The organism is Pseudactinotalea sp. Z1739 (assembly GCF_049725055.1).
In the GTDB taxonomy this organism is placed as follows: Bacteria; Actinomycetota; Actinomycetes; order Actinomycetales; family Beutenbergiaceae; genus CALKWS01.
The window spans coordinates 109,043-121,824 of record NZ_JBMPQA010000004.1; the positions used below are offsets into that span (position 1 = coordinate 109,043).

9 protein-coding genes are annotated in these 12,782 nt (G+C 70.9%); 4 read left to right on the forward strand and 5 right to left on the reverse strand.

From position 1 onward, the window contains the following. Positions 1-157: 157 nt before the first annotated feature. Positions 158-1,657, reverse strand: a complete 1,500-nt coding sequence (locus ACO0LV_RS06695) for a SulP family inorganic anion transporter (RefSeq protein ID WP_424787103.1) — start codon at positions 1,655-1,657, stop codon at positions 158-160. 330 nt (positions 1,658-1,987) lie between these two features. Between ACO0LV_RS06695 and ACO0LV_RS06700 the strand changes: the two genes are divergently transcribed. Then, positions 1,988-2,374 (forward strand): MerR family transcriptional regulator, encoded by a 387-nt coding sequence (locus ACO0LV_RS06700; protein WP_424787104.1) that lies wholly within the window; start codon positions 1,988-1,990, stop codon positions 2,372-2,374. Positions 2,375-2,469: 95 nt separating this feature from the next. Here ACO0LV_RS06700 and ACO0LV_RS06705 read toward each other — a convergent pair whose 3' ends face one another. From ACO0LV_RS06705 to ACO0LV_RS06720, 4 genes are read right to left on the reverse strand one after another with little or no spacing between them, the layout of a single operon-like run. Continuing rightward, entirely contained in the window at positions 2,470-3,639 is a 1,170-nt protein-coding gene (locus ACO0LV_RS06705) for a CaiB/BaiF CoA transferase family protein (protein ID WP_424787105.1), read from the reverse strand. 10 nt (positions 3,640-3,649) lie between these two features. Beyond that, the gene (locus ACO0LV_RS06710) at positions 3,650-4,513 is read right to left on the reverse strand and encodes an SDR family oxidoreductase (RefSeq protein WP_424787106.1); all 864 of its coding nucleotides are present in this window, start codon (positions 4,511-4,513) and stop codon (positions 3,650-3,652) included. Between the two features lie 9 nt (positions 4,514-4,522). Next, entirely contained in the window at positions 4,523-6,664 is a 2,142-nt protein-coding gene (locus tag ACO0LV_RS06715; RefSeq protein ID WP_424787107.1) for a hydantoinase B/oxoprolinase family protein, read from the reverse strand. Continuing rightward, on the reverse strand, positions 6,661-8,886 hold the full coding sequence (locus ACO0LV_RS06720) for a hydantoinase/oxoprolinase family protein (protein ID WP_424787108.1): 2,226 nt from the start codon (positions 8,884-8,886) through the stop codon (positions 6,661-6,663). Before ACO0LV_RS06720 ends, ACO0LV_RS06715 begins: the two co-directional genes overlap by 4 nt. A gap of 314 nt (positions 8,887-9,200) precedes the next feature. Here ACO0LV_RS06720 and ACO0LV_RS06725 point away from each other — a divergent pair, with 314 nt between their 5' ends. From ACO0LV_RS06725 to ACO0LV_RS06735, 3 genes are read left to right on the forward strand one after another with little or no spacing between them, the layout of a single operon-like run. Next, positions 9,201-10,676, forward strand: coding sequence for an amidase (locus tag ACO0LV_RS06725; RefSeq protein WP_424787109.1), 1,476 nt, complete (start codon positions 9,201-9,203; stop codon positions 10,674-10,676). 30 nt (positions 10,677-10,706) lie between these two features. Continuing rightward, the gene (locus ACO0LV_RS06730; protein ID WP_424787110.1) at positions 10,707-11,579 is read left to right on the forward strand and encodes an AAA family ATPase; all 873 of its coding nucleotides are present in this window, start codon (positions 10,707-10,709) and stop codon (positions 11,577-11,579) included. Further along, positions 11,576-12,676: a vWA domain-containing protein gene (locus ACO0LV_RS06735; protein ID WP_424787111.1), complete on the forward strand. Its 1,101-nt coding sequence runs from the start codon at positions 11,576-11,578 to the stop codon at positions 12,674-12,676. The genes ACO0LV_RS06730 and ACO0LV_RS06735 overlap by 4 nt, the downstream gene beginning before the upstream one ends. Positions 12,677-12,782 lie beyond the last annotated feature (106 nt).

Below are 12,782 nucleotides of genomic sequence, written 5' to 3' on the forward strand. Positions count from 1 at the left end.
CCCTTGGCAAGAATTGACACCGTGGGAGTGCCGGTTCATGGCGCGTGCGCGTTGGTCCGCGGCCGCCTGGCCCGTGCCCGGGGCACAGGTCCGCACCGGTGGTGCCCCGGTGGCGCCGGTGGCCCCGGCGGAACCTAGTTGTACCCAGCCAGGACACCTAGTGGCCGTTGTTCAGGTGCCCCGCCAACCGGGCGTGGCGTTCGGAGCTGGCGTCGTTGAGCCCGGTGATGGTGACCGTTTTGCCCTTGTCGGCGTACTTGGTGGTGATGGCATCGAGGGTGGCCACGGTGGAGGCGTCCCAGATGTGGGACTGGGACAGGTCGATGACGACGTTCGCGGGGTCCCCGGTGTAGTCGAACTGGTAGATCAGGTCGTTGGAGGAGGCCCAGAGCAACTCGCCGATGACGGCGTAGACGCGGGTGTCCTCATCGGGGCGGTCCACTTCGATGACCTCGGTGAAGTGGGCCACCCGGTTGACGAACATCACCGCGGCCACCACCACCCCGGCCAGCACCCCGTAGGCCAGGTTGTGCGTGGCCACCGTGATCACCACGGTCGTGAGCATCACGGCGGTTTCGCTCTTGGGCATCCGGCGAAGCGTGTTGAGCCGGATGGAATGCCAGTCGAACGTCGCGACCGAGACCATGATCATCACGGCCACCAGGGCCGCCATCGGGATCTGCCCGATGACGTCGCCGAAGCCCACCACCAGGATCAGCAGGAAGACCCCGGCCAGGAAGGTGGAGATGCGCGTGCGGGCCCGGGAGGCCTTCACGTTGATCATCGTCTGGCCGATCATCGCGCACCCGCCCATGCCGCCGAAGAAGCCGGTGATGATGTTCGCCACGCCCTGCCCCCAGGTCTCCCGGGTCTTGTTGGAGTGGGTGTCGGTCACGTCGTCGACCAGTTTGGCCGTCATCAGCGACTCCATCACCCCCACCAGCGCCATCGCGACCGCGAACGGGCCGATGATCTGCAAGGTCTCCAGGTTCAGGGGCACATCGGGCAGGAACAACGACGGCAGCGAGTCCGGCAACTCACCCTGATCGCCCACGTTCGGGACCGCGAACGCGAAGGCGACGGTGACGGTGGTCAGCACCACGATCGCCACCAACGGCGCCGGCACCACCGCGGTGAGTTTCGGGAGGAACACCATGATCGCGATGCCCACGGCCACCATCACGTAGACCAGCCAGCTCACCCCGGTCAGGTACGGCAGTTGCGCCATGAAGATCAGGATCGCCAGGGCGTTGACGAACCCGACCATCACGCTGCGCGGGATGAACCGCATCAACCGGGCCACCCCGAGCACGGCGAAGAGCACCTGGATGATCCCGGCCAGGATCACCGTGGCGATCAGGTAGTCCATCCCGTGCTCGCGCATCACCGGGGCGATCACCAGCGCGATCGCGCCGGTGGCCGCCGAGATCATCGCCGGGCGCCCACCCAGGAACGCGATGGACACCGCCATCGTGAAGGAGGCGAACAGCCCCACCCGCGGGTCCACCCCGGCGATGATGGAGAAACTGATCGCCTCCGGAATCAGCGCCAGGGCCACCACCAGCCCGGCCAGCACCTCGGTGCGCAACCTGCGCGGGCTGCGCAGCGTACCGATCACCGAGGTGACGTCTTCGGTGCGCGCCTTGCGGCGCTGCATCGGGGTCCGCCGGGGCGGACGCGGGGCGCTCCGGCGGTCGGGCTGGGCAGCAGCAGGCGTGGACAAGGAGACTCCGGGGGTTCAGCGGCGGTACTCGCCGATGGTCACGATCACGGCGCGCCGTTGAGCGTCGAAGTGCCCAGGTGCTGGGCATCATCGACGGCACCTGCGCAGTCCGACCGAAACTCGACCCTAACGAGAGGGTAGAGTTTGTGTGACGTTCCTCGCCCCTCGGCGTGCCGGCCATCAATGGTGCTGCCGTCGCCATCGCTCGACCCGGTAGAGCGGGAGCACCAGCCGGTAGAGTCAGGCCACCGGAGAAGGAGGGCTATGGCTGCGCACATGCAGATCGGGGAGGTGGCTGAACGCACCGGCCTGTCCCAGCGCACCATCCGTTACTACGGCGAAGTCGGTCTGGTCACGCCCTCCAGCAGGACCGAAGGAGGCTTCCGGCTCTACACCGACAGCGACGTCTCCAAATTCGAACTGATCAAGAAGATGAAGCCGCTGGAGTACAGCCTCGAGGAGATGCGCGAGGTCCTCGACGTGATCGCCGAACTCGACGCCGAGCCCACCGCCTCCCGCCGCGCGGAGCTCACGAGCCAGCTCATCGCCCTCCGGGGGGCGGCCACCACACGGCGTGACGCACTCGCGGCCCAACTCGCCGCCGCCGAGTCGTTCATCACCCAACTGGACGAACGCTCCGCGCAGCCCTAGCCGACCCCACACGCGGGCGCCTCCCTGCGCCCGGTGGGCGAGCAGGGTTCGTCAGGGCCTGCCCCGGCCAAGGTGCGCTTGCGGTTCAGTGCGCGTCAGCGCGGCGGCGTCTGTTCCAACCAGGCCCGGATCGCCGCCTCATCACCGCCCAGCGCCGGCGGCGCGAGGTGCTCCCCCCGGCGGCGCTCCCCCTCGGCGTCGAACCAGCGCAGCGGCGGGCCGGGCAGTTGCACGGTACCGAGGTCGGGGTGCTCCACGTCGATGAGCAGGCCCTGGGAGCGGGTCTGGTCCCAGTCGTAGACCCGGTCCAGGGTGCGCACCTCCCCGGCGGGCACACCGGCGGCGTTGAGCCGCTCCATCAGTTCCGCCAACCCCAGGTCGGCGAACGCGGCGTTGACCAGGTCGATCACCACCTCCCGGTTCGCGACCCGGTCGGCATTCGTCGCCAACCGCGGATCGGAGGTGTCCAGGCCGAACTCGGCGGCGAACCGCTGCCACAACCCCTCACTGCCCACCGCGATCTGCACCATCCCCTCAGCGCAGGTGAACAGCCCGTACGGGGTGATCGAGGGGTGGTGGTTGCCCTGCGCCCGCGGAGTCTGCCCGGCCACCGTCTGCCGCGTGCCCTGGAACGCGTGCACGCCGACGATGGCCGCCAGCAGCGAGGTGCGCACCACGGTGCCCTTGCCGGTGCGGTTGCGCTCGTGCAACGCCGCGACCACCCCGTAGGCGCCGTACATCCCGGCCAGCAGGTCACCGATCGGCACCCCCACTCGGGTCGGGTGGTCCGGGTCCGGCCCGGTCAGCGACATCAGCCCGGCCTCCCCCTGGGCGATCTGGTCATACCCCGCGCGCCCGCCCTCGGGCCCGTCGTGACCGAACCCGCTGATCGAGAGCTGCACCAACTGGTCGTTCAACTCCCGCAACCGTTCCTCCCCGAACCCGAGCCGGTCCAGCACCCCGGGCCGGAAGTTCTCCACCAGCACGTCAGCCCGCTGCACCAGCGCGGTCAGGGTGTCCCGGCCGTCGTCGCTCTTGAGGTCCAGGACGATGGACTCCTTGTTCCGGTTGCAGGACAGGAAGTAGGTGGAGATGTCCTGCTCCTCCCCCACGAACGGTGGCCCCCATCCGCGGGTGTCGTCCCCGGCACTGGATTCGACCTTGATCACCTTGGCCCCCAGATCCCCGAGCATCATCGAGGCGTGCGGGCCGGCCAGGGCTCGGGAGAGGTCGACGACGACGATGCCATCGAGCGGAAGTGCCATGGTGTGCTCCTTAACGGGTCGGGCGGCTCAGGTCGCGGTGCAGCGCGGAGGTCAGGTCGGTGGGGCGCCGGCCCAGCAGGGCGCGCAACGCCAGGTCGCTGCCGCACAGCCCGTACCGGTCGTACCAGTCGAACATGGCGGCCAGGTCCTCGACCTCCTGGGCCGGGCGACCGTTCTCGGTCATCGCGGCGCGCCACTGCTCCAGCGGCTGGGCGGTGGCGTGCACCTCCCGGCCCACCAGGTCGCCCAACACCCTCGCCTGATCCTGCGAATCCAGTCGCTGCGGCCCGCACAACTCGAACGTGCCGTAGATGGTGGCCTCATCCTCGAGGAGGACGACGGCGACATCGGCCACGTCGTCCAGGTCCACCGGGGTGAAGGGTGCTTCGGGCGAGTACGGCACGCGGTAGCGGCCCTCCGAGCGGGCCGGTTCCAGGTAGCCGAGCAGGTTCTGGGCGTAGGTGGCCGGTTGCACGATGGTCCAGTGCAGCGGACGAGTGCGCAGCGCCAGTTCGGTGCTGGCTTTGCGCAGGTGGTGCGGCATCGCGGGCACGTACGGGGCCAGCACCGAGTGCAGAATGAAGCGGCGCACCCCGGCCGCCACCGCGGCATCGGCCACCCGGGCCCCGATCGCGTCCTCCTCCGGGTGCATGTTCGGGGGCACGTGATAGACCGCGTCGGCGCCACCGAACGCCTCGGTCAACGCCGTCGCATCGGTGAAGTGGGCGGTGCGGGCCGCCACGCCCTGGCCGCGGAACTCCTGGGCCGCCGCCGCGCGCCGCACCAGGGCGATCGGCTCATGCCCGGCCCGGCGCAGCCCCGCGATGACGGCTCGGCCCGTCTTACCGCCGGCACCGGTGACGACCACGCGCATCGGCACACCTCACAGGTAGTCGTAGGGCGAACTGTGGGCACCACCGGACAGGCTGGCATAACCCGGGCCGCGGTCGAAGAACGGCTCGTCGGTGCCGCGGGCGGCCCGCAACTGCCGGCGCAACTCCGCGGTGGCCTCGACGTCCACCGCCGGTGGCTCCACCAGGTCGGCCATGGCCTGCGCGTCACCCGGGCCGCCATCGGCCAGCACCACGCCGTAATCCTCCCGGGCCGCGCGCGGGGAGACCTTCCGCCACCACACGTCACGGGCCACCAGGTCCGCGTCCCGGTCGAGCGGGTCACCCCACCCGCCGCCACCGGTGGTGCGGATCCGGATCACCTGACCGGCGCGCACCGGGACGGCATCGGCCAGGGCGTCCACCTCCTGCTCCGCCTCCCCGCCGGGGTCGATGGTGACCTGGAACGGGGTGCCGGCCTTGCCGCCCTTGACGCCCCAGCAGGCCAGGATGGACCGGTCGGCGATGGACATGAAGTGACCATCGGACAGCATCCGGATGTGCTTCTCATAGCCGAGCCCGCCGCGGAACCGCCCGGCGCCACCGGAGTCGGTGGCCAGGCCCAGTTTCTCCACCCGGAACGGGAAGCGGGACTCGGTGAACTCGGTGGGCAGGTTGCGGGAGTCGGGCACCACGTGGATGGTGTCCTCCCCGTCGGCGTAGTAGCGCCCGCCGGAGCCGCCGCCGAGCACCTCCCGCATCAGGTAGGGGTTGCCGTCGTCGTCGTTGCCGTACACGCCGGTGTAGCGGATGGTCTCCTGGTCGGCGGGCATCCGCCCGTCCACGGCCTTGGCGACTGCGCCGGCGAGCACCCCGAGGATGCGCAGGATCACGAAGGTGCGGGCGTTGGTGGGGGCGGGGAACTCCGGGGTGATCAACGTGCCCTTGGGTGGGAAGCGCATCTCGATCAGCGGGGAGATGCCCTCGTTGACGTCGAGTTGTGCCATCCGCTCGGGGCTCTCGGCCAGGTTGCGCAGGATCGGGGCGACCCACTTCTTCAGGAACGCCCCGTCGGCGTAGTCACCGCAGTGGTTGATCGGTCCCTTGGCCTGCGGGGAGGTGCCGGTGAAGTCGATGATCAGGCGGGGGCCGTCGTCGGGACCGCCGGTCTCCTCCTTGGTCAGGGCGATCCGTTGGGTGTGCAACCTCGGGTCGTCCACGCCGTCGTGCTCGGCGTAGTCCTCCCACACGAACGTGCCGGTGGGGATCTGGGAGAGGATCTCGCGGCGGAACGTGGCGGTGGTGTTGTCCAGGATGGCGTCGAAGGCGGCGAAGACCTCATCGCGCCCGTACCGCTGGAACAACTCCCCCATCCGCCGGGCGCCCATCAGGCACGCCGAGCACTCCGCGTCCAGGTCCGCGGCCAGGGAATCGGGCATCCGGGAGTTGCGGGTCATGATGCGCAGGGCGGCGGTGTTGGGCACCCCTTCGTCCCAGAGTCTGATCGGGGGGACCATCAGGCCCTCCTCGAACACCGACGTGGCGCCGCTGGGCATCGACCCGGGCACGGCGCCGCCGATGTCGTCGTGGTGGCCGAACGCCTGCACGAACGCCACCACCTCGGGTCCGTCGCCGGAGTCGAAGAACACCGGGGCGGTCACGCACAGGTCGGGCAGGTGGCCGATGCCGCCCTCGGAAGCGTAGACGTCGTTGTGGAAGAACACGTCCCCGGGGCGCATGTTCTCCAGCGGGAATTCCCGGATGATCGGCTGCACCAGCGCGGAGTAGGACCGGCCGGTGAGTTTGCGGGCGTGCTTGTCGTGGATGCCGGCGCGGTAGTCGTGCGCGTCCCGGATCATCGGGGAGCGGCTGGTGCGCCCGATCGCGGTCTCCACCTCCTTCTCCACCGAGGCGAGGTAGCCCTCCACGATCTCGACCACGATCGGGTCCACGTCGATGCCGGAGGTGAGCCGGTACGGTCCGTCCCCGCCGGGGGCACGACGGCCGACGGCGGGGATGGCGCTGCCTGCTTCGGTGGCGCTGCCTGCTTCGGTGGCACTGCTTGCGTCCGTGGCGCTGCCGGTTTCCGTGGCACTGCCGGCTTCCGTGGCACTGCCCGTTTCCGGACCGGGGCTCGTCCCGCTACGCGCGGGCGGAGTCGTCGTCGTGTGCTTCCCGTCGGGGGTCTCGGTCATGATGCGTCCTCCACACGGGCGATGATCAGGTTGCCGAAGTCATCCACCCGGGCGGCGAAGCCCGGGTGCAGCGGCACGGTGGCGCTGAACTCCTCGAACACGGCCGGGCCTTCGATGGTGTCGCCGGCGCCCAGGCGGTGCCGGTCGATGACCGGGGTGTCGTGCCAGTCGGAGAAGTACACCGGGCGCCGGGAGGTCACCGCCCGCTCGGCACCGCGGCCGGTCTCGATCCGGTGCGCCTCGGGTTTGCGGATCGGGCCCACGCCGGTGACGCGCAGGTTCACCCACTCCACCTGCTGGGTGTCATCGCCGCGGAAGTCGTAGCCGTACAGGCTCCGGTGCTCGGCATGGAAGGCCTGCGCCACCGCGTCGGTGAACGCGGCGTCCACCGGGCCGTCGGGGACCGGCACCCGCACCTCGAAGGCCTGGCCGAAGTACCGCAGGTCGGCGCTGCGCTCGAACCGGCGGTCGGCGGGGTCGAACCCCTCCCGGGCCAGGGCGTCGTCGGCCTCGGTGGCGAGCTGGTCCAGGACCTGCTGCAGACGGGTGGTGTCCAGGTTGTCGTGGCGGGCCACGGCGGTCTGGACGTAGTCGTTGCGGACATCGACCGTCAGCAGCCCGTAGGCCGAGGTGTTGCCGGGGTTGGGCGGCACCACGATGCCCCGCAGGCCGAGGATGTCCACCAGCCGGCAGGCCAGCAGCGAACCGGACCCGCCGAAGGTGACCATCGGGAAGTCGCGGGCGTCCAGTCCCCGCTGCACGGTGACCTGACGCAGCGCGTTGGCCTGGTTCCAGGCCGAGATCTCCAGGATCCCGCGGGCGGCCTCCTCCACCCCCAGTCCGAGCCTGGCCGCCAGGTCCGCGACGCCGCTGCGGGCCGACTCCACGTCCAGGGGGATCTCCCCGCCGAGCAGGTGCGGTGGGATCCGTCCCAGGATCACGTGGGCGTCGGTGATGGTCGGCTCCGTCCCGCCCTGGGCGTAACACATCGGTCCCGGATCGGCGCCGGCCGAGCGTGGCCCCACCTTCAGGGTGCCCTCGGGGCTGATGTGGGCCACCGAGCCGCCGCCGGCGCCGACGGTGACCACGTCGATCATCGGGATCTTGCTCGGGTAGGGCCCCACGTGCCCCTCGGTGGTCAGGGCCGGGTGGCCGTCCAGCACCACGGAGACGTCGGTGGACGTGCCGCCGCCGTCCAGGGTCAGCACGCTGGGGAACCCGGCACGCCGTGCGATCACCGCTGCCCCCAGGGCGCCGGCGGCAGGTCCGGACAGCACGGTGGTGATCGGCTGGTGCACCACTTCCTCGGCCGAGAGCACACCCCCGTTGGACTTCATCACGTAGAACGGCAACCCGCGCGGGGCAGCACCCGCGGTGGTGCCGGCCGGGCTGGGGGGCGGTGCGTCGTCGTTCTTGTCGTCGCTTCCGGGTCCACCCCCCGCGGTGGCGCCGTCCGGGCTGCCGGCCGGACCGTCGTCGTCGCTCTCCGGTGCGCCCCCGGAACTGGCCGTGAACCGGTGCAACTGGGCGGAGATGTTGGTGACGTAGGTGCGGATGTTCGGCTTGACCGCCGCATCCACCAGCGTGGTCACCGACCGCTCGTACTCGCGGTACTCCCGCAGCACCCGCGAGGACAGCGAGATGTCGGCTTGCGGGTACTCTCCGGCGATGATCTGCGCCAGGTGCTCCTCGTGGGCGGGGTTGGCGTAGGAGTGCAGCAGCGACACCCCGATGCTGGTGATGCCGCGGTCGCGGAAGTAGCGGGCGGCGGCGACCACGTCCTCGATGTCCAGCGGGCGCACCTCGGAGCCATCCGCGGCCAGCCGCCCGCCCACCGTGCGGACCAGGTCCACCGGCACGATCCGGTCCGGCTTGACCCAGAAGTAGCTGTTCCCGTACCCGTCCGGCACCGACTGGCGGGCGATCTCCAGCATGTGCAGGTAGCCCTCGGTGGTGATGAACCCGAGGTTCTCGACCTTCTCCTCCAGCAGCTTGTTCGTGGCCACGGTGGTGCCGTGCGACACGGCGGAGACCGACGCACCCGTCAGCCCGGTGGCCTGCAGGACCTTCTCGATGCCCGCGATGAACCCCTCGGCGGGATCGGCCGGAGTCGAGGGCGTCTTGGTGGTGGTCAGTTCCCCGGTGTCCTCGTCAACGGCGACGACGTCGGTGAACGTTCCCCCGGTATCGATGCCGATCCGGATACGGCGAGTGGCGCCCATGCAACTCCAAACGTTGTACGTGCCCCGATTGAACCGCGACCCACCCGCCGACTTCTTCGGCAACACCTGCCGGAAAACCCCTGCCCGGGTAGTCCAATGCGATGAAAGTCCGATCACCGGCCGAACACGCCTGCAGCGGCACTGAGCGATTGGTGCCAGTTCGCCGGGCAGCGATTTGTCGGGAGCGACCGAACCGCTCCCGATCACCCGCAACTGCCGGGCCCCGTCGCCGTCGACCGGGTTAAGGTGACGCGAGCAACACCCGGTCTGGTTCGAGGAAGGTCAGGCGATGACGATGCGGCGGATGGTGCGCCATGACTGAGCGCGGCGACCTGTGCTTCTGGTCCGCCCGCGACCAACTCCGTGCCCTGCGGGAACGCCGGATCAGCGCCGAGGAACTGATGCGGGCCACCCTCGAGCGCATCGGCGCCGTCAACCCTGCCGTGAACGCGGTGGTCAGCCTCGACCCCGAGCGCGCCCTGGACGCCGCCCGCCGTGCCGATGAGCGGCTGGTGCGCCAGGGCCCCGACGGCCCGCTGCACGGCCTGCCGGTGGCGCACAAGGACACCCACGTCACCGGCGGCATCCGCACCACCCACGGCTCACCGCTGCACGCCCACGACATCCCCGACGACGACGAACTCGTCGTGGCACGGATGCGCACCGCCGGTGCGGTCAGCTTCGGCAAGACGAACGTGCCGGAGTTCGCGGCGGGTTCGCACAGTTTCAACCCGCTGTTCGGCGTCACCCGCAACCCCTACGCCCTGGACAAGTCCGCCGGGGGCAGCAGCGGGGGTGCCGGGGCCGCCCTGGCCACCGGGATGCACGCGCTCGCCGACGGCAGCGACATGGGCGGTTCCCTGCGCAACCCCGCGTCCTTCTGCAACGTGGTGGGACTGCGTCCCTCCCCCGGGCGGGTGCCCACCCACCCAGCGGTGCTGCCGTGGTCGACGCTCAGCGTGCAGGGCCCGATGGCCCGTGACATCGACGACCTCGCGCTGCTGCTGTCGGTGCAGGCCGGCCCGGACGACCGCGTCCCGATCGCGCTGAGCGAGCCCGGCCAGACCTTCGCCCATCCCGAGCCTGCCGACCCGACCCGGCTCCGAGTGGCCTGGACGCCGGACTTCGGCGGCCTGGTACCGGTGGACGAGGCGGTCCTGCAGGTACTGCGCGCCAACGTGGGGACCTTCGCCGACCTGGGCTGTGCGGTCACCGAGATCAGCCCGGACCTGTCCGGTGCGGCCGAGACCTTCCGCACGTTGCGCGCCTGGCAGTTCCAGCACAACTTCGCCGACCGGATCGAGGCCCACCCCGATCAGTTCAAACCCAGCGTGGTGGCCAACGCCGAGGCCGGGCGGAACCTGACCGGACGCCAGATCGCCGCGGCCGAGGCACACCACGGGGCGCTGTTCGCGCGCATGCACCGCTTCTTCGCCGACTACGACGTGCTGCTGGCCCCGGTGAGCCAGACCGTGCCGTTCGACGTCGAACTGGAGTACCCGATGCAGATCGCCGGGGTGGACCAGCCCGACTACCTTGAGTGGATGGCGTCGGCCTACATCATCAGCATCACCGGCGCCCCGGCGCTGTCGGTGCCCGGAGGCTTCACCCCCGAGGGGCTCCCGGTGGGGCTGCAGATCATCGGCCCGCACCGGGCGGACCTGCGGGTCCTGGAAGTGGGCAGGATGTTCGAGGCGGCCACCCGTTTCGCCGACCGGCGGCCGGACATCGCGGCACTGGCGGGAGCCGCGCCGCTGACCAGCCGCTGGGACCCGGCGCCGCACACGTGACCGGGCCGGGTTAGCCAAGGAGGAACGGCGTTGATCGAGGACATCGATACACTCACCACGCGTCTGCACGACGCCGGTTACCTCGCCGATGAGGGCACCAGCACCGCGGCCTGGGTCGCCTGGCGCACCCAGCGGCCGCTGTTCTGCGAGGGTGAGCCGGGCGTGGGCAAGACCGCGCTGGCCCAGGCCATGGCCACCGTGCTGGGCCGCGAACTCGTCCGGCTGCAGTGCTACGAGGGCATCGACGCCGCCCAGGCCCTGTACGACTGGGACTACCCCCGCCAGCTCCTGCACGTGCGCGCGAGCGCCGCCGCCGGGGACGTCACCGACGCCAAGGCGTTGGAGAGCGGGTTGTGGACGCGCCGGTTCCTGCTCGAGCGGCCGCTGCTGCGGGCCCTGCAGGTGCCCTCGGTGCTGCTGATCGATGAGATCGACCGGGCCGATGACGAGTTCGAGGCCTTCCTGCTCGAACTGCTCGCGGACTTCACCGTCTCCATCCCCGAGTTCGGCGTGGTCCGTGCCGAGGTGCCCCCGCTGGTGATCCTGACCAGCAACCGCACCCGGGACGTCCACGACGCGCTGAAGCGCCGCTGCTACTACCACTGGCTGCCGCACCCGGGCATCGAACGCGAGGTCGCCATCGTGCGCTCCCGCGTTCCCGAGGCGACCCAGGCGGTGGCCGAGGGGGTGGCCCGGATCGTGGGCGCGCTGCGCGAGGTTGATCTGCTCAAGCCCCCGGGGGTGTCGGAGAGCATCGACTGGGCCACCACCCTGGTCGCGATCGGGGCCGGTGAGATCGACGTCGAGACGGCCGCGCGCACCCTGGGCGCGGTGCTGAAGTACCACGAGGACCAGGAGGCGGTGCTGCCGCGCCTGGGCGAACTGGTGGCTGGATCGGTGTGAGCGCGGTCCCGGCGCTGGAGGCCGAGCTGGTCGGCCTGGCCGCGGCGTTGCGCCGGCACGGGATGGCGGTACCCGGTGGGGCCGTCGCGGCGGCGTTGACGGCGACCGGCGCGCTCGGCGAGCCCTCCCGGCGCCACCTGTACTGGGCGGGCCGGCTGGCGTTCTGCACCTCCCCCACCGACGCGCGCACCTACGACCGTGCGTTCGAGGCGTGGTTCAGCGACCGTTCCTGGGTGAAGCAGGTGCGCCCCAGGCCACTGGAGCCGGTGCTGCGGGACCGCCTGGAACTCTCCGACGGTCTGGCCGGCGACCCCGACGCCGACACCCCGCCACCGACCGCCAGCAGGACCGAGATCCTGCGCAGCCGTGACCTGAGCGAACTCACAGCAGCCGACCGGGAGTTCGCCCACCGCCTCATCGCACGGCTACGCCGTCGTCCCGCCACCCGGCGCACCCGCCGCACCCGCCCGGGCCGGCGGGGCCGGACCGACCTGCGCGCGATGGCCCGGGAGGCCATGCGGCTGGGCGGGGAGACGATCCGCTGGCGTCACCGCACCCACACCCACCGCCGCCGCCGGGTGGTGGCGCTGGTGGACGTGTCCGGGTCGATGACGTCCTACGCCGACTCCTACCTGCTGTTCGGGCACGCGCTGCGCCGCAGCGGCCGGGACAGCGAGGTGTTCTCCGTGGGCACCCGGCTGACCCGGCTCACCGAGCCCCTGGGCGCGCTCGACCCCCAGGCTGCGTTGGACCGCGCCGGTTCCCGGGTCTCGGACTGGGCCGGCGGCACCAGGCTGGGCACCGAACTCAAGACCTTCCTGGACCGGTGGGGCCAGCGCGGGATGGCCCGGGGCGCCGTCGTCGTGGTGTTCTCCGACGGCTGGGAGCGCGGCGGTGCCGACCTGCTCGCCACCCAGGCCCGGCGGCTGCGGCGGTTGGCGCACACGGTGATCTGGGTGAACCCGCACCGGGCCCGGCCCGGCTATGAACCGCTCACCGCGGGGATGCGGGCCGTGCTCGGCCACATCGACGCGTTCGTGTCCGGGCACAGCGTGGCGGCGCTGGAGGAGTTGATGGACCGGATCGACGCGGCCTGACTATGCGACGGCGGATCCGGAGCAATTCGCTCAGGACTCGATGTCCAGGTCTACCTGGAAACCTCGTGCAAGTGCTGCCAACCAGCCTCACAGGTCAGTCTGGCTG

Excerpts from the sequence above, each read along its gene's own strand:
- ACO0LV_RS06705 (WP_424787105.1), bottom strand. The coding sequence starts at position 3,639 with ATGGCACTTCCGCTCGATGGCATCGTCGTCGTCGACCTCTCCCGAGCC.
- ACO0LV_RS06695 (WP_424787103.1), bottom strand. The coding sequence starts at position 1,657 with ATGCAGCGCCGCAAGGCGCGCACCGAAGACGTCACCTCGGTGATCGGT.
- ACO0LV_RS06700 (WP_424787104.1), top strand. The coding sequence starts at position 1,988 with ATGGCTGCGCACATGCAGATCGGGGAGGTGGCTGAACGCACCGGCCTG.
- ACO0LV_RS06715 (WP_424787107.1), bottom strand. The coding sequence starts at position 6,664 with ATGACCGAGACCCCCGACGGGAAGCACACGACGACGACTCCGCCCGCG.
- ACO0LV_RS06720 (WP_424787108.1), bottom strand. The coding sequence starts at position 8,886 with ATGGGCGCCACTCGCCGTATCCGGATCGGCATCGATACCGGGGGAACG.
- ACO0LV_RS06725 (WP_424787109.1), top strand. The coding sequence starts at position 9,201 with ATGACTGAGCGCGGCGACCTGTGCTTCTGGTCCGCCCGCGACCAACTC.
- ACO0LV_RS06710 (WP_424787106.1), bottom strand. The coding sequence starts at position 4,513 with ATGCGCGTGGTCGTCACCGGTGCCGGCGGTAAGACGGGCCGAGCCGTC.